Source organism: Streptomyces sp. NPDC051677, assembly GCF_044453465.1.
Taxonomy (GTDB): Bacteria; Actinomycetota; Actinomycetes; order Streptomycetales; family Streptomycetaceae; genus Streptomyces.
In genome coordinates this window covers 184224-199477 of record NZ_JBITCT010000008.1, presented here as the reverse complement: position 1 = coordinate 199477, position 15254 = coordinate 184224, and the positions used below count along the sequence as shown (strand labels likewise).

Sequence of the window (15254 nt, the reverse complement as noted above, 5' to 3'; positions counted from 1 at the left end):
CAGCGGTGTCAGCGGCGGTAGAAGATCCGGTCCCGGTACTCCTCCATGATCCGTCCGTTCCAGTCGTGGCCGCCGTCGACGTTGCCGGAGCGCAGGAGCGGGGGCTCGATGCCGCGGTCGGCGAGGGCGCCGGCCGCCGTGGCCATGACGGCCTGGAGGAGGGCGGCGGTGACGACCGTGGAGGCGGGGGCGAACGGCGCGGGGACGGTGTCGAGGGTGAGCTCGGCGTCGCCGACGGCGATCTTCGAGTCCAGGACGATGTCGCAGTGGTCCTTGAGGAACGTCCCGGAGGTGTGCCGGGACGTCGTCTGCGAGGCGTACGCCACCGAGGTCACGCCGATGACCTTCACGCCCAGGTCGCGGGCGTTCTGGGCCATCTCCACGGGCAGGGCGTTGCGGCCGGAGAGCGAGACGATGACGAGGGCGTCGCCCGCGCGCAGGGGCGAGGTGTCCAGGACGGCGCTCGCGAGGCCGTCGACGCGTTCCAGGGCGGAGCCGAGGGTGGCGGGCATGACGTCGACGCCGACGACGCCCGGCACCGCGAGCAGGTTCATCAGGGCGAGGCCGCCCGCGCGGTAGACGACGTCCTGGGCGGCGAGGGAGGAGTGGCCGGCGCCGAAGGCGAAGAGGCGGCCGCCGTCGGCGACGGTGTCGGCGAGGAGCGTTCCGGCGGCTTCGACGGCCTCGGCCTCCTCGTCGCGGGCCCGCTGCAGCAGTGTGATCGCGGCGTCGAAGAACTGGGCGGCGAGCTTGCGGTCGCTCATCCGAGGGGCCCCTTTGCCGTGTCGGGTGTCCGGGTCGGTTCCCGGGTCGCGGATCACCGTGCGGTCTGGACCAGTGCCCTGTCAATACGGCGGGGGCCGGCGGGGAGCGGAGGCGGCGACCGTCCTCGCTCCGTCGCCGCGCACCCTGCCGCGCACTCCGATGTAACCGCCTCGTTTCGGCGGCGCGGCACGCTTGTCAGTGGTATCCGGCAGAATTGACTCCAGGGCCAGCGCACGCGCCGGAGAGCCGTCCAGCCTTCGGCAGAGCTAATCGAGGGGCTACGAATGTCCGGACTGATCGACACCACGGAGATGTATCTCCGCACCATCCTCGAGCTGGAGGAGGAAGGTGTGGTCCCCATGCGCGCCCGGATCGCCGAACGGCTCGACCAGAGCGGTCCGACGGTCAGCCAGACGGTCGCGCGGATGGAGCGCGACGGCCTGGTCTCCGTGGCCAGCGACCGGCACCTGGAGCTCACCGACGAGGGGCGTCGGCTGGCCACGCGGGTGATGCGCAAGCACCGGCTGGCCGAGTGTCTCCTCGTCGACGTGATCGGCCTGGAGTGGGAGCAGGTGCACGCGGAGGCGTGTCGCTGGGAGCACGTGATGAGCGAGGCCGTCGAGCGGCGGGTGCTGGAGCTGCTGCGGCACCCGACCGAGTCGCCGTACGGCAACCCGATCCCGGGTCTGGAGGAGCTGGGCGAGAAGGACGGCGCGGACCCGTTCCTGGACGAGGGCATGGTCTCGCTGGCCGACCTCGACCCGGGCCTGGAGGGCAAGACGGTCGTGGTGCGCCGTATCGGCGAGCCGATCCAGACGGACGCGCAGCTGATGTACACGCTGCGCCGCGCGGGCGTGCAGCCCGGCTCGGTGGTGAGCGTGACGGAGTCGGCGGGCGGTGTGCTGGTCGGCAGCGGCGGCGAGGCGGCCGAGCTGCAGTCGGACGTGGCGTCCCACGTGTTCGTGGCGAAGCGCTGAGGATTGTTCAACTCCTGGGGCGCATGGGGCAGTTGCGGCGTCCTGTCGATCTCGTCGAATCGCAGATTCCCTGTGTCGAATGGCAGCGCGCACGCGCTTCCCGTGCCACGCTGTCGCGTGAGGCATATGACCTGAGGGGGGCGGGGATGGTCTGCCGCAGACGAGCGGAGGGCCCCGGTGCCGGGTGGCACCGGGGCCTGTCCTCCCCTTTTTCGACCTGGAGCCCCGAGCTCTCAAGGTCGTTCCCCTCGGACCGGTTTCCCCGACCGGTCCGCCTCCCGCTGAAGGTCTCCCCTCGGCAGCGGCGATCATTCCTTGGACGAGGTCACTCGAACGAGGGGTGTTGCTTGCGGAGAGTGCCCATCTCGAAAGGGTATTCGATAGCCTGCGTGTGATCCGAAGTCTGACGACAGCACAACGGTACGAGGGCCAGGGGGGTGCCAGGAACTGTGGCGCGACGCATCGACGTGACCGGGGCGGGCGGCGTACGCCTGGCGGCCTGGGAGTTCGGGGACCCACCCAAGGTGATCCCGGCACAGTCCGCAGGGGCCCCGAGCGCCGCGGAAGCGGAAGGCGCCGGGGCAGGGGTGTCCTCGGGCGTCCTGTTACTGCACGGTCTGATGGGCCGGGCCTCGCACTGGGCGTCCACCGCCCGCTGGCTCTCCGAGCGGCACCGCGCGGTCGCCCTCGACCAGCGCGGCCACGGCCAGAGCGAGAAGCCGCCGGAGGCCGCCTTCACCCGCGAGGCCTACGTCGAGGACGCGGAGGCCGCCCTGGAGCAGCTCGGCCTCGCCCCGGCCGTCCTCATCGGCCACGCCATGGGCGCACTGACGGCCTGGCAGCTCGCCGCCAAGCGTCCCGACCTGGTGCGCGGCCTGGTCGTCTGCGACATGCGGGCCTCCGCGCTCGGCGCGGCCTCACAACGCGAATGGGGTGACTGGTTCAAGTCCTGGCCGGTCCCCTTCGCCACCCTCGCCGACGTCCGCAAGTGGTTCGGCGAGGACGACCCCTGGGTGGAGCGCCCGAACCCCTCCCGAGGCGAGTTCTACGCCGAGGTCATGCAGGAGTCGCCCGACGGCTGGCGGCCCGTCTTCGAGCCCGAGCAGATGCTGAAGTCCCGCGAGACCTGGGTCTACGACGCGCACTGGGAGGAGCTCACACAGGTGCAGTGCCCGGCGCTGGTCGTGCGGGGCCTCGACGGTGAGCTCGGGCGGGCCGAGGCCCAGGAGATGGTGCGGGTGCTGCCCCGCGGTGAGTACGCGGAGGTCTCCGACGCGGGGCACCTCGTGTACTACGACCAGCCGGAGGCCTGGCGCTCGGCGATCGAGCCGTTCCTCGACGCCGTACTCACCCCCGACACTGCCTGAGAACCCCGACGCACCGCCTGAGAACCGACACACTGCCTGAGAACCCCGACTCCTCCCCACGGTCGCCCCTGCTGCGGTCGCCGTTCCCTCACCCCTTGCTGACCGCCGTGAGGATCTCCGGCAGCCGTTCCGCCGTCCTCGGGGCGGCCAGCCGTAGTCCCAGCACGGTGATGCCCACGCCGTACACCGCGCCTCCCGGCAGCAGCAGCCAGGTCCAGGCGTCGCCGCCCGCGCTGACGTTCAGCCAGATCGTCAGCGCGATGACGGGCGAGCACAGCAGGGCCGCCGCGACCATGCCGCCGAAGATCGCGATCCAGGCGAGTCCGGCCTGGCCGGGGGCGACGTTCTTGTGCCCCTCCTGCGGGATCGAGTAGGGAAAGCGCGCCGAGGTCCAGGCGCCCGTCGCCAGCATCGCGCCGAGCAGCGCGAAGGACAGCCCCAGCGCCTCGGGCAGCTTCGGCCAGTCGCCGAGCAGCGCCGTCGTCAGCACGGTCACCAGCGTCGCGTACGGCAGGGTGATCACCAGCAGGGCCAGCGCCCGCGCCCGCAGCTCCTCGTAGGCGTCCCGGGACGAGGAAATGGTCAGCGCGACCATCCAGAACGCGGACGTGTCCTGTCCGAACTGGTTGTACATCTGGATGCCGAGCATCCCGGCGGCGAAGCAGGCGAAGTAGATCGAGCCGGTGCCCTGCAGCGCGTTGAAGACCGGCACGATCAGCCCGATCGCCAGCGAGGTCACCCAGGCCGCCTTCGTCTTCGGGTCGCGCCAGATGTAGCGCAGGCTGCGTTCCATCACGGGTCCGGTGCGCCCGCCGGGCAGCAGCCGCGCCGGCCCCGCCGGCCCGGTCGACCCCGCCGCGCTGCGCCGTTTCCGCGCGGCCGGCTCGGCGGCCTGGAGGGTGGAGCCGTCGGGCGAGGTCATCAGCCGCGTCAGAGTCCGCGCCCACACCCCCACCAGCAGCGCCAACGCCCCCGCGCTGACGGCGATCTGCGCGACGGCGACCCCGTAGGCCCCCTCGCTCACCGAGTCCACCGCGCCGACCGCGGAGGCGGGCGGCAGCCACCGCAGCACGTCCGCCACCGGGTCGAGCTGCCCCAGCCCGGACGTCCCGAGCCGCTGTGCCCCGAAGTTGACGACCTGCGCGCCGACCGCGATCACCAGCCCGCTCAGCACGGCCAGATCGCGGCCCTTGCGGCTGGACAGCAGCCGGATGTTGGCGGCGGCCACGGCCCGCGCGAGCGCCACGCACACCAGCAGCCCGAGCACGACGGCGAGGACGGCCACCGTCCAGGCCGCCGCGCCGTGCGCCACGGCCACCACCGACCCCACCAGCATCAGCAGCGTGAACAGCGGCCCGATGCCCACCAGCGAGGCCGCCAGCAGCGCCCGCACCAGCGGCCGGGGCCGCAGCGGCAGCATCACCAGCCGGGTCGGGTCCAGGGTCTCGTCGCCGCTGGGGAAGAACAGCGGCATCACCGCCCACCCCAGCCCCAGCACCGCCCCCAGGAGCACCACCAGCGAGACGGCGTGGTCGTGCCCGCGCAACGCGATCAACCCGAGCAGCTGCAACGCGGCGAACAGCAGGGTGACGACGGCGGAGGCGACGTAGGCGGCCCGCCGCCCGCCCGACTGCCGCAACCCGTTGCGCAGCAGTGACAGCTTCAGCCGGACGAGGGTGGCGGTCACGCCGCTCATCGGGCGGCCCCGCCGCCCAGCCAGTCGAGGTCGGAGCCCGTGTCCCGCCCGTGCGCCCCGACCAGTTCGAGGAACGCCCGCTGCAACGAGGGGGACGACCCCCGCACCTCCGCCAGCGTCCCGTGCGCCCGGATCCGTCCCGCCGCCATCACCGCCACCCAGTCGCACAGCGACTCGACGAGCTCCATCACATGGGACGAGAAGACGACCGTCGCCCCGGATGCCGTGTACCGCTCCAGCACCCCTCGGATGATCTGCGCGGACACCGGGTCGACGCCCTCGAACGGCTCGTCGAGAAAGAGGACTTCGGGATTGTGGAGCAGCGCGGCCGCGAGCCCGATCTTCTTCCGCATGCCGGTCGAGTAGTCGACGACGAGCTTGTGCTGGGCGCCGGCCAGGTCGAGGACGTCGAGCAGCTGCGTGGCCCGCTTGTCGACCTCGGCGCCGGGCAGCCCGCGCAACCGCCCGCTGTATCCGAGAAGTTCACGCCCCGACAGCCGCTCGAACAGCCGTAGTCCCTCCGGCAGCACTCCGATCCGCGCCTTCACCGCCACGGGATCCCGCCACACGTCGTGTCCGACGACCTCGACGGACCCCTGATCGGGCCGCAGCAGCCCGGTCACCATCGACAGAGTGGTCGTCTTTCCCGCCCCGTTGGGCCCGACCAGCCCGATGAACTTCCCGGCGGGCAGATCGAGATCGATCCCGGCGACAGCGACCTGCTGACCGAACCGCTTCCAGAGCCCACGCACGCGTACGGACGTCATACAGGGAACCCTACGGCGCACTGTTGACCATCTGTCGTCAACGATCTGCCGCTGACGTCGTTCACGCCATTGACGATCTGTCGTTAACGATCCCTGCCGCACGCGTAGGCCAACGGCGAGATCAACTCCTCCGCGTCCGGCAGCCACCGATTGGCGGCGGTCGGACGGCAGGCCCACTGCACAGCCCCCCGCGATCCGAACCGCGTGGGCGGCGCGGCGACGAACGTCCCCTCGCCCAACGTCACCAGATCCAGCGCCCCCAGCGACCAGCCCAGCTTGCGCACCAGGTCCGGCACCTTCGCCGACGCCCCCGGCAGCACGAAGAACTGCATCCGCCGATCCGGCGTCAACGCGACAGGACCGAGCGTCAACTCCATCCGCTCCATGCGCGCCAACGCGAGGAACCCGGCCGTCTCCGGAACGGAGATCGCATCGAACGTACGCCCCGTCGGCAGTAGGATCGAGGCGGTCGGCTGCTTCTGCCACATCCGGCGCGCGACCGTCGCACTGCCGGTGGCCTGCGTCTCCCAGTCGGGGCGCGCAGGGTGCGCACCCGGCGCGTCGCACGCCGCTTCGCCGCAGGAGCAGCGCTGCACTCCGTCGACGGGTTCCAGCCAGGTGCCGGGGAAGACGTCCCAATGACGTTCCTCGGCATAGCGAACAGCGGTCTCGAGCAGCGATTCCCCGCGCTGCTTCGGGATTTGAGTGGCTTCGGCGCCCGCGATGGTCTCTTCCACGATGAGCACAACTCTAGTGGTCATCAGGGGTTACGCCCGCCCGTTTGCGCGGGGGAGGAGCATCGATTCCGCGTCCGGGGCGCATGGGTGCATGTGCGGGGGCGCGCGGGAGGAACGGGCGCGGGAGCGGGTAGTCACGGTAGGGGAGGGCTTCCGTCGGTAACCCGGAAATACTCGGCAATCCTCGCATGCCTCGCATTTTCGCCATGTCCGTGGGGCATTGATCTTCTCGGCCGGAACTTTTCGGTACGGAACTCCACAGGGGGTAGTGCCAATGGCCGCAAGGCCGCTAGTCGCGCGGCAGCCGAACGAACGGCTGCAGGCGCTCATCCAGGAGGCGGGGTGCTCGAACGCCGGGCTCGCCCGCCGCGTCAACATGTGCGGTGCGGAGCACGGACTCGACCTGCGCTACGACAAGACGTCCGTGGCCCGTTGGCTGCGCGGACAGCAGCCGCGCGGACGCGCCCCGGCGATCATCGCCGAGGCGCTGGGCCGCAAGCTCGGCCGTACGGTCACGATCGACGAGATCGGCATGGCCAACGGCAAGAACCTCGCCTCGGGTGTGGGTCTCCAGTTCTCGCCGACGGTACTGGGGGCCATCGAGCAGGTCTGCGAGCTGTGGCGCAGTGACGTGGGCCGGCGGGATTTCCTGTCCGGATCGTCCGTGGCCGCCTCGGCGTTGGTCGAGCCGAGCCGCGACTGGCTGATCTCCTCGCCCGACGCGCAGGTGGCGCGCTCGGCGGGACCCCGGGTGGGGCTGTCCGACGTCGCCGCCGTCAAGGCGATGACGCAGGCGCTGGTCGACCTGGACCACCAGTACGGCAGCGGGCACGTCCGCCCGGTCGTCGTGCACTACCTCAACAGCGTGGTCTCGGGGCTGCTGGCCGGCTCCTACCGGGAGGCCGTCGGGCGGGAACTCTTCGCGGCCGTGGCCCGGTTGACGGAGCTCGCCGGGTACATGGCCGTCGACACCGGCCAACCGGGCCTCGCCCAGCGCTACTACATCCAGGCCCTGCGGCTCGCCCAGGCGGCGGGCGACCGAGGGTACGGCGGGTACGTCCTCGCCGCGTCCATGAGCCATCTCGCGGCCCAGCTTGGAAACCCGCGCGAGATCGCCCAGTTGGCGCGGGCGGCACAGGAGGGGGCGCGTGGACGCGTGACGCCGCGCGCGGAGGCGATGTTCCTCGCGGCGGAGGCGCGCGGGCACGCGCTGATGGGTGACGCGCGCGGCGCGCAGGAAGCGTCCGGGCGGGCGGTGTCGGCGCTGGAGGCGGCCGATCCGTCCTCCGGGGACGACCCGGTGTGGATCGCGCACTTCGACGAGGCCTATCTGGCCGACGAGTTGGCGCACTGCCACCGCGACCTGGGCCAGGCCGAGGCGGCGGCGCGCTGCGCACAGCAGGCCCTGGCCGGGCATCCGCGGAGCCGTGCGCGCCGGCGTGCGATCGGGTACGTCCTGCTGGCCACCGCGCAGGTGCAGCAGCGCGAGATCGAACAGGCCTGCAACACCGGTCTGAAAGCGGTCGAGTTGCTGGAGACGCTCCGCTCGAACCGGGGCGCGGAGTACCTGGAGGATCTTCAGCAGCGACTGGAGCCGTTCCGGGACGAGTCGGTGGTGAGGGAGTTCGGGGCGCGGCTGGAGCTGCAGACCGCGGCGTGAACGGACGGGGCGCCGCTGCGTGAACGTGCGGGAAACAGCGAGGTCCCGCACAGCGAGCCACGGATACAGCGCACGGCGCTCCGGATCTGTTACCGACGTCACTTCGGCCTCGCTGGGAGGGAGATCACGTTCTGAGCTGCGTGGCACGGGGTTCCGGGGACCCGGTAGCGTGAGCCGACGATTCCGAAGGTCCCCCATTCGTAGGAGTCCCGGTGACGCAGAGTGGACAGGGCGAGGAGCCCTCGGCGCAGCCCGCGCGCGAAGGCATCGTGCTGCCCTCCGACGGTGGGGAACCCCTGCTGCCGGGAATGACGGCGAGCGCCCCACGGCGGGCGCCCCGTCCGGAACAGCCGCCGGCCCCGCCGTCGGACGACCGTTCCGGCCAGTACGGCGCTCAGCAGCACAGTCAGCAGCACTACGGCGGCCAGCAGCAGTACGGGCAGCCCGAGTACGCGCAGTCCGAGTACGGGCAGTCCGAGTACGGGCAGTCCGAGTATGGGCAGCGGCAGTACGGTCAACCGGAGTACGGGCAGCAGACGCCGGCCGGCGGCCAGACCTGGGGGCAGCCCTGGGGCCCGGACCAGCAGACGCCCGCCCCGCAGCAGCCGTCCCAGGGCTGGCCGCTCCCCGCGGACCAGACGGGCCGGACGGGCCGGACGGGCCGGACGGGCCAGGCACACCAGCAGCAGGATCAGCAGGATCAGCAGGACCAGTGGAACGCCCTGCAGGCGGCCCCGTGGAGCGGCGGCACGCAGGCGGGCGCGGGTCCGCTCCCGCCCGAGGGCGCACCGGCCCCGGCGCATCCGACGTACGGCCAGGGCACGCCGAGCGCCCCGCTGCCGCCGGCCGCTCCCCCCGCCGCTTCTGCCGCCTCCGCGTCCTCGGCGGCCTTCGACGACGGCGCGACGCAGTACATACCGCCGATACCGTCGGCCCCGAGTCCGGCGTCCCCGGCCGACGAGGGCGCCACCCAGTACCTGCCGCCCGTCCCCGCCGCCGCACCTGTCGACGAGGGTGCGACGCAGTACCTGCCGCCGGTCGCGCCGGGCGCGTTGCCGCCCGAGACCCCGGCCGAGTCGACCCACTTCCTGGGCCGCGCCCCGCAGAACGCTCCGGCTCCGGGCCCCGGTCCGATGCCCGCCCACGGCCAGCCGGGCGCGCACTCCGACGCCGAGGCCACGCAGTATCTCCCGCCCGTCCCCGCGCAGGCCGGCGGGGACCGGCAGCCGCCCGCCGAGTTCGAGAACCTCTTCCGCAGCGGCCCGGGCAGCGAGAGCCCGGCCGGTTCCACACAGCAGCTTCCGCGCTTCTCCGAGCCGGAGCCCCCCGGATACGGCGGTTACGGAGGCCATGGCGGTCATGGCGCTCACGGCGGCCCGCAGGGTTACGGCGCCGGCGCCGGGCCCGCCGCCCGCTCCCCGCAGCCCGCCTACACCCCGCCCGGTGACCCGGCGGCGGGCGGGCGGCTCGGGGGGCGTGACGACGACGGCGGCCGGGATGGCCGTAGCGGGTCGCGGGTGCCGTTGTTCGCGGCGATCGGGGTGGCCCTCGCGGTCGTCGGGGTCGGCGCGGGCGCGCTGCTCTCCGGCGGGGGCGGCGGCACGGGCGACGACAACAAGACCGTCGCCGCGTCCGCTCCCGCGACCGGCGGGTCCGCGTCACAGGGCGCCGGTGCGGCCGAGCAGCAGGCCGTCGCGTTGGACAAGCTGCTGGCGGACAGCGGCAGCAGCCGGGCCAGCGTGATCAGCGCGGTGGCGGAGGTGAAGTCCTGCGGCAACCTGGCCCAGGCCGCCACCGACCTGCGGGCCGCGGCGAAGCAGCGCACCGACCTGGTGACGAGCCTGTCCGGGCTGAAGGTCGACCAGTTGCCGAACCACGCCGCCCTGACCACCGCCCTCACCAAGGCGTGGCAGGCGTCCGCGTCCGCCGACGACCACTACGCGGCCTGGGCCGACCAGGTCGCCGGCAGCAAGAAGAAGAGCTGCAAGAAGGGCTCGGCCCGCACCACCTCCGAGACCCAGGCCGGCAACCGCGCGAGCGGCACCGCCAGCGCGCAGAAGTCGCAGGCCGCGACGTTGTGGAACGAGATCGCGAAGACGTACGGCCTGACCCAGCGCCAGCCCACCCAGCTCTAGCCTGCCCACCAGGCTCCAGCCGGCCTCAGTCGGCGGACCCAGCTCCAGCCAGGAGGCGGCGGGGGCGGTCCGTCAGTCGACGTCCGCCTTCTCCAGGGTCTTCGTCACGTCGGTGAAGCCTTTCTTCGCGGCCACCAGCCGGCCCTTCTGCACGGTCTGGAGGGTGACGTCGGCGTTGACGAGGCGGGGGAAGCCGATGGAGGCGAGGCGGTCGGTGAACTGCCAGCGGAGCGTCGGGGTGAGCCCGCCGGTGGTGACCTTCAGCCCGTCGTCCAGGGCGCTCCGCACGGAGGAGGAGGTCACCTCGCCGTCGCCCAGTGACTCCACGGCCTGCCGGAACACGTTGTAGGCGATCCAGGTGGTCTGCACTCCGGTGTCGCCGGCGTCGATGCGGGTGTCGGAGAACGCCTGCTCGCTGATGACCTTCTTCATCGGGTCCCAGGCGGGGTCGCTCGCCACGGGGTACCAGCCGGTGACGTAGGACCCCTCGTACGGCCCGGAGCCGCCGCCGGCCGCGTCGATGACCGTCTGGTCGACGCTGCCGAGGACGGTCGCGGTGTTGACGGCGGTGTAGTCCGTGCGGGCGCGCCGGAAGGAGTCCATGAAGGTGCTGGTGCGGTCCCCGAGGGCGGGCACCACGCACCCCTTCCCGCTCCGGCTCTTGCCGTCGGTCGCGTGCTCCAGGGCGGTCTCGGACTGTGCCGAGTACTCGGTGGCGTCCTCCGGTGCGCGCTGGTCCTTGGCCTTGGCGTGGCCGCCCGCGGTCAGCCCGGCGTTGAGCATCGTGGGCAGCGCGTCGCCGGCGATGGTGTCGGGGCGGACGAGGGAGACGGGGCCGCAGGTCGCGGCCAGCTCCTTGCCGAGGCCCGCCAGGAGGGAGGACTGGCCGCCGTTGACGGGGTACGACAACGGGCTGGTGAACTCCTCGTTCGTGACGCCGTAGCCGCCTATGTAGGGGATGCCGTCGCCCTCCAGGTAGGGGAAGAAGGCGTCGGAGTGCTGGCTGTAGGAGCCGACGACGGCGACCGCGTCCTCCTTGACCGCCCGGCGGGCGCACTTCGCGGCGGACACCGTGTCGTTGTGGTCGTTGCAGGTCAGCACCTTGAGCTTGCGGCCGTTCAGGCCGCCGTTCGCGTTGATCCAGCGGGCGTAGGCGCGGGCGAAGGCGGGCATGCCCGGCTTGTTGGTCGCCGACGTCTCTTCGGGCGCCCATGTCATGACGACGATCGGGCCGTCCCCGGAACCCCCCGTGGTACCGGGGACGACCCCGCAACCGACGGCGAGTGACGCACAGGCGGCCACGGCGCCCGCCGAGAGGGCGGTCGCTCTGACGGACCTGGTGAAGCGGAAGGACCTGGGGAGGAAGGTACTTCGCAGGGAAGTGCGTCGCTTGCCGGTCATGGACACGCACGATTCCGTCACACAGCCAACCTGCGAGTGACTCACGGTCAACGAGGGGTGACGTCGAGGTGAATTGCGGGGGCCCGTGAGGCTGCTGTGACGGGGAAACGTACGATCGATGACCGTGCAAGGTTCGGAGAACTCTTCCCGTCGCGGCCGTCGCTCCTCCACCATGGGCGGCATGCCACTCAACGACATGCCGTGGTGGCGCTGGCGCAGCAATGTGCGCTCCGCGCTGCACATGCTCTCCGACCCGGTGTTCCAGCAGAACGTCTGGCTGGCCGGCGTCGAGGGCTACGGGGACGTCACGGACGCCGTGTACCGCCTCGTCGAGGACACCTGGCTCGACAACTGGTCCGCCGAGAAGTACGTCGGCACGATCTTCCGCGACTCGCAGGAGGCGGCGCTCGTCGACACCGCCGTGCTGCGCGTGCTGCGGATCATGCACCAGGTCGGGCCGGACGCCCCGGTCTCCGCGTACGTCGAGCACCAGGGCTGGCCGGACGCCGTACGGGCGGCGCGCGACGCGCATGTACGGATGGCGACGGCCGACGGCGACGAACCCGACGCCCCGCCCCGAACCCTCGAGGTGCTGCGGATCATGACCAGGTCCGCGTAGGGCCGGTCCGCGTAGCGGACAGCGTTCCGTCCGGCCGGTAGGGGCATGAGACCCTGGGCTGCATGACTGAGCAGTCCACCCGAGCCGCGGCGACCCCCGCCGATCAGTACGTCCTCACGCTTTCCTGCCCCGACAAGCAGGGCATCGTGCACGCCGTGTCGAGCTACCTCTTCATGACCGGCTGCAACATCGAGGACAGTCAGCAGTTCGGCGACCGCGACACGGGTCTGTTCTTCCTGCGCGTCCACTTCTCGGCCGAGTCGCCGGTGACGGTGGACAAGCTGCGGGCGAGCTTCGCGGCGATCGGCGACTCCTTCCACATGGACTGGCAGATCAACCGGGCCGACGACAAGATGCGCATCGTCCTCATGGTCAGCAAGTTCGGTCACTGCCTGAACGACCTGCTCTTCCGCGCCAGCATCGGCGCGCTGCCGGTGGAGATCGCGGCCGTGGTGTCCAACCACACCGACTACGCCGAGCTCGTGGGCTCGTACGACATTCCCTTCCGCCACATCCCGGTGACGAAGGACAACAAGCCGCAGGCCGAGGCGGAGCTGCTGGAGCTGGTCCGGGAGCAGGGCGTCGAGCTGGTCGTCCTGGCCCGCTACATGCAGGTGCTGTCGGACGACCTGTGCAAGCAGCTCAGCGGCCGGATCATCAACATCCACCACTCCTTCCTGCCGAGCTTCAAGGGCGCGAAGCCATACCACCAGGCGCACGCGCGGGGCGTGAAGCTGATCGGCGCGACGGCGCACTACGTCACCGCCGACCTCGACGAGGGCCCGATCATCGAGCAGGAGGTCGAACGCGTCGGCCACGGCGTCACCCCCGACCAGCTGGTCGCCATCGGCCGCGACGTCGAATGCCAGGCCCTGGCCCGCGCGGTCAAGTGGCACGCGGAACGACGAATCCTGCTGAACGGACGCCGGACGGTCGTCTTCCCGTAGGCCCGCCGCCCCCTACCTCCTGCTCAGCGCCCTACATCCTGCTCAGCGCCGCCGCCGCGAACAGTACGTCCCTGATGGCGTCCCGGTCGCCCAACTGGCCGGCCGCCGCTTCCTCCGGGGATACGTGGCCTGCGGCCAGGCGGCAGAACTCGACGTCGTCCAGGGCTACGTGGGCGACCTCGTGGTCGGCGGAGCCGACCGCGCCGGGGGAGTCCAGGGGGATCAGCCACTGGCCGCCGCCCGAGCCCTCGATCTCCAGGCGGAGACTGCGGCCGGGGCGGCCGGCGGGCACCAGGTGGCGGGTGTGCGAGGGGGTGGCGAGGCCGGCCCGGCGGCGGGCCGCGAGCGTCTCCGGGAGCATCCGTGCGGCCAGGTCGATCATGCCGTGGAGATGGCGCGGGGCGGGTGGCGCGTAGGGGTAGTCGACGGCGTCCGCGATGTCCTCGGCGTGCACCCAGCACTCGAAGGCGCGGTCGAGCATCGCGTCCCGCAGCGGCAGCTCGAAGCCGCCGTACGAGACGGGCAGGGTGCCGGGGCCCGGGCCGGCGCCGGTGAAGGAGACCGTGCGCACGAGGGCGTGGGCCTGTTCGCGCCAGGGGGCGCGCACCGAACGGGTGGGCGGGTAGTGCGAGCCCGCCCAGAGCGCCTCGGTGCGGCGGGCGGGCGTGTCCAGCGGCCCGCCCACGAGCCGCTCCCGCTCTTCCCGCTCTTCCCGCTCTTCCGGTTTTTCGACGGCGTCCAGCGGGTCGTCCAGGCCCAGGGCCAGCGCGACCAGTCCGTCCACGGCGAGCAGGTGGGCGATGACGCCGGCGACGGTCGTCCGGCGATACGTCTCGCCCGCGCCGCGGAACCAGCGCAGCCGTACGGGCGCGTGCCACTCGGCGTCCCCGAAGTCCTGGAGCAGGGCGTCGAGCCGCGCGGTCTCGGCGTCGTACGACGCGGCCCAGGCCGGCACCGGGATGCGGGGCGGGCGTCGGTCCAGGCAGCCGTCGAGGACGCGGGTGCGCAGGCCGGGGTCGAGGTCGAGGCTCTCCGGGCGCTGGAGCAGGCCGACCGCCTCGCGCAGTCGCCGTGCCTCGTCGGCGCAGGCCCCGCAGTCGCCGAGGTGTTCCTCGACGGCCGCCGTCTCCTCGGCCGAGCAGGCGGCCAGCGCCCATGCGCCCAGCAGGGACTTGAGCACCGGGTGGTCGAGGGTGAGCGGTGGCGGTGGCGGTGCCGGGGAGGTCGGGTCCTCCAGCACGGGCAGCGGCAGGCCGCTGTCCTCCACGGAGGCGCGGGGGAGCGGGATGCGGGGCGTGGGCGCGGATGTGCCGCCCTGGGCGTTCGTGTCCACGCTCTCCTCGTCCGTTCCGTCTGTCCGCCCCGTCTCCTCGCGGCCCTTCGCGTCCTCCCTGTTCGCTCCGTCCTCCCCGTTCTTCCTGTCCTCCTCGTTCTCGCCGTCGTACGACTCGAAGCCGTTCGTGTCGCTCACGCCGCACCCCCGTAGCCGGGGGGTGCGCCGGGGGACGGGGCGTCGTGGGCGGTGGAGAGGAGTTGGAGGCCGAGGCGGAGCCGGCGGCGGGCCTCGTCCTCGGTGACGCCGAGGTCGACCGCGGTCTGGCGGTAGTCGCGGCGCTGGAAGTAGGCCAGTTCCAGGGCGGCGCGCAGCGGGGCGGGCATGGCCTGGACGATGTAGTCGGCGCGGGCGGCGACGGAGGCGTGGCGCACCTTGCGTTCCAGTTCCTCGGTCGCCTCGGCGGAGCCGTGGCCGGTCTCGGCCAGCGCGGCGGTCTCGGTGGCGTGCAGTCGCTGTACGGCGAGGCGGTGGGTCAGCGCGGCGACCCAGGTGCGCAGGGGGCCCTGCTTCGGGTCGTAGGCGTCGGGGTGCTCCCAGACGTGGGCGAAGACCTCGCGGGTGATGCCGTCCGCCGCGTGTTCGTCTTCGAGCACGCGGTGGGCGAGACCGTGCACGAGTGAAGCGAAACGGTCGTAGAGCTCGCCGAGGGCGGCCGCCTCACCGCGTGCGAGTCGCTGTTGCATCTTGCGGTCCCAGCGGGGCGGTGCGTCCTTCTTCGCCATGCGGCCCCCTCACCCGTGCCCAGGCACCCGCCTGTGCCTTCGGCCGTGCCTGTGTCCAGCCTGCGTCCACCGTCACCTCGAATGTAGTCGGCACGTCCGGTTATGCACGCCCCTTTGTTTCAATG

General features: G+C 72.2%; 13 protein-coding genes. 6 read left to right on the top strand and 7 right to left on the bottom strand.

Annotated features, from left to right (window positions below; translation table 11 throughout):
• Positions 1 to 8: 8 nt before the first annotated feature.
• Positions 9 to 764, bottom strand: a complete 756-nt coding sequence (locus ACIBAF_RS12260; protein ID WP_399463106.1) for an SIS domain-containing protein — start codon at positions 762 to 764, stop codon at positions 9 to 11.
• 285 nt (positions 765 to 1049) lie between these two features.
• Here ACIBAF_RS12260 and ACIBAF_RS12255 point away from each other — a divergent pair, with 285 nt between their 5' ends.
• Both ACIBAF_RS12255 and ACIBAF_RS12250 read left to right on the top strand, forming a co-directional pair.
• Positions 1050 to 1742 carry a metal-dependent transcriptional regulator gene (locus tag ACIBAF_RS12255; RefSeq protein ID WP_399463105.1) on the top strand — a complete coding sequence of 231 codons (693 nt, stop codon included), beginning with the start codon at positions 1050 to 1052 and terminating at the stop codon, positions 1740 to 1742.
• Positions 1743 to 2191: 449 nt separating this feature from the next.
• Positions 2192 to 3109: an alpha/beta fold hydrolase gene (locus tag ACIBAF_RS12250; protein WP_399463104.1), complete on the top strand. Its 918-nt coding sequence runs from the start codon at positions 2192 to 2194 to the stop codon at positions 3107 to 3109.
• Positions 3110 to 3197: 88 nt separating this feature from the next.
• Here the strand turns inward: ACIBAF_RS12250 and ACIBAF_RS12245 are convergent, their stop codons facing one another.
• The 3 genes from ACIBAF_RS12245 to ACIBAF_RS12235 form a co-directional block, all read right to left on the bottom strand.
• On the bottom strand, positions 3198 to 4805 hold the full coding sequence (locus tag ACIBAF_RS12245; RefSeq protein ID WP_399463103.1) for a transporter: 1608 nt from the start codon (positions 4803 to 4805) through the stop codon (positions 3198 to 3200).
• On the bottom strand, positions 4802 to 5572 hold the full coding sequence (locus ACIBAF_RS12240) for an ABC transporter ATP-binding protein (RefSeq protein ID WP_399463102.1): 771 nt from the start codon (positions 5570 to 5572) through the stop codon (positions 4802 to 4804). The genes ACIBAF_RS12245 and ACIBAF_RS12240 overlap by 4 nt, the downstream gene beginning before the upstream one ends.
• A gap of 83 nt (positions 5573 to 5655) precedes the next feature.
• Positions 5656 to 6318: a bifunctional DNA primase/polymerase gene (locus ACIBAF_RS12235; RefSeq protein WP_399463101.1), complete on the bottom strand. Its 663-nt coding sequence runs from the start codon at positions 6316 to 6318 to the stop codon at positions 5656 to 5658.
• Positions 6319 to 6583: 265 nt separating this feature from the next.
• Here ACIBAF_RS12235 and ACIBAF_RS12230 point away from each other — a divergent pair, with 265 nt between their 5' ends.
• Both ACIBAF_RS12230 and ACIBAF_RS12225 read left to right on the top strand, forming a co-directional pair.
• Positions 6584 to 7969: a transcriptional regulator gene (locus ACIBAF_RS12230; RefSeq protein WP_399463100.1), complete on the top strand. Its 1386-nt coding sequence runs from the start codon at positions 6584 to 6586 to the stop codon at positions 7967 to 7969.
• A gap of 212 nt (positions 7970 to 8181) precedes the next feature.
• A complete protein-coding gene (locus ACIBAF_RS12225) occupies positions 8182 to 10104 on the top strand; it encodes a hypothetical protein (protein ID WP_399463099.1) in 1923 nt (640 codons plus the stop codon).
• A 72-nt stretch (positions 10105 to 10176) separates the two neighbouring features.
• On the opposite strand, the gene ACIBAF_RS12220 is transcribed toward ACIBAF_RS12225, so the two are convergent.
• A complete protein-coding gene (locus ACIBAF_RS12220; protein WP_399463098.1) occupies positions 10177 to 11505 on the bottom strand; it encodes an ABC transporter substrate-binding protein in 1329 nt (442 codons plus the stop codon).
• Positions 11506 to 11623: 118 nt separating this feature from the next.
• Here ACIBAF_RS12220 and ACIBAF_RS12215 point away from each other — a divergent pair, with 118 nt between their 5' ends.
• Complete coding sequence (locus tag ACIBAF_RS12215; protein WP_399463097.1) at positions 11624 to 12124, top strand: hypothetical protein; 501 nt, start codon at positions 11624 to 11626, stop codon at positions 12122 to 12124.
• A gap of 62 nt (positions 12125 to 12186) precedes the next feature.
• On the top strand, positions 12187 to 13071 hold the full coding sequence (gene purU / locus ACIBAF_RS12210; RefSeq protein ID WP_399463096.1) for a formyltetrahydrofolate deformylase: 885 nt from the start codon (positions 12187 to 12189) through the stop codon (positions 13069 to 13071).
• A 31-nt stretch (positions 13072 to 13102) separates the two neighbouring features.
• On the opposite strand, the gene ACIBAF_RS12205 is transcribed toward purU, so the two are convergent.
• Together ACIBAF_RS12205 and ACIBAF_RS12200 are read right to left on the bottom strand one after the other, a co-directional pair.
• Positions 13103 to 14542 (bottom strand): maleylpyruvate isomerase N-terminal domain-containing protein, encoded by a 1440-nt coding sequence (locus ACIBAF_RS12205; protein WP_399463095.1) that lies wholly within the window; start codon positions 14540 to 14542, stop codon positions 13103 to 13105.
• Positions 14539 to 15129: an RNA polymerase sigma factor gene (locus tag ACIBAF_RS12200; protein WP_399463094.1), complete on the bottom strand. Its 591-nt coding sequence runs from the start codon at positions 15127 to 15129 to the stop codon at positions 14539 to 14541. The genes ACIBAF_RS12205 and ACIBAF_RS12200 overlap by 4 nt, the downstream gene beginning before the upstream one ends.
• Between the last annotated feature and the right edge of the window lie 125 nt (positions 15130 to 15254).

Coding starts and splice junctions, on each gene's coding strand:
- ACIBAF_RS12230 (WP_399463100.1), top strand. CDS start 6,584: ATGGCCGCAAGGCCGCTAGTCGCGCGGCAGCCGAACGAACGGCTGCAG.
- ACIBAF_RS12255 (WP_399463105.1), top strand. CDS start 1,050: ATGTCCGGACTGATCGACACCACGGAGATGTATCTCCGCACCATCCTC.
- ACIBAF_RS12200 (WP_399463094.1), bottom strand. CDS start 15,129: ATGGCGAAGAAGGACGCACCGCCCCGCTGGGACCGCAAGATGCAACAG.
- ACIBAF_RS12260 (WP_399463106.1), bottom strand. CDS start 764: ATGAGCGACCGCAAGCTCGCCGCCCAGTTCTTCGACGCCGCGATCACA.
- ACIBAF_RS12245 (WP_399463103.1), bottom strand. CDS start 4,805: ATGAGCGGCGTGACCGCCACCCTCGTCCGGCTGAAGCTGTCACTGCTG.
- ACIBAF_RS12220 (WP_399463098.1), bottom strand. CDS start 11,505: ATGACCGGCAAGCGACGCACTTCCCTGCGAAGTACCTTCCTCCCCAGG.
- ACIBAF_RS12240 (WP_399463102.1), bottom strand. CDS start 5,572: ATGACGTCCGTACGCGTGCGTGGGCTCTGGAAGCGGTTCGGTCAGCAG.
- ACIBAF_RS12215 (WP_399463097.1), top strand. CDS start 11,624: ATGACCGTGCAAGGTTCGGAGAACTCTTCCCGTCGCGGCCGTCGCTCC.
- purU (WP_399463096.1), top strand. CDS start 12,187: ATGACTGAGCAGTCCACCCGAGCCGCGGCGACCCCCGCCGATCAGTAC.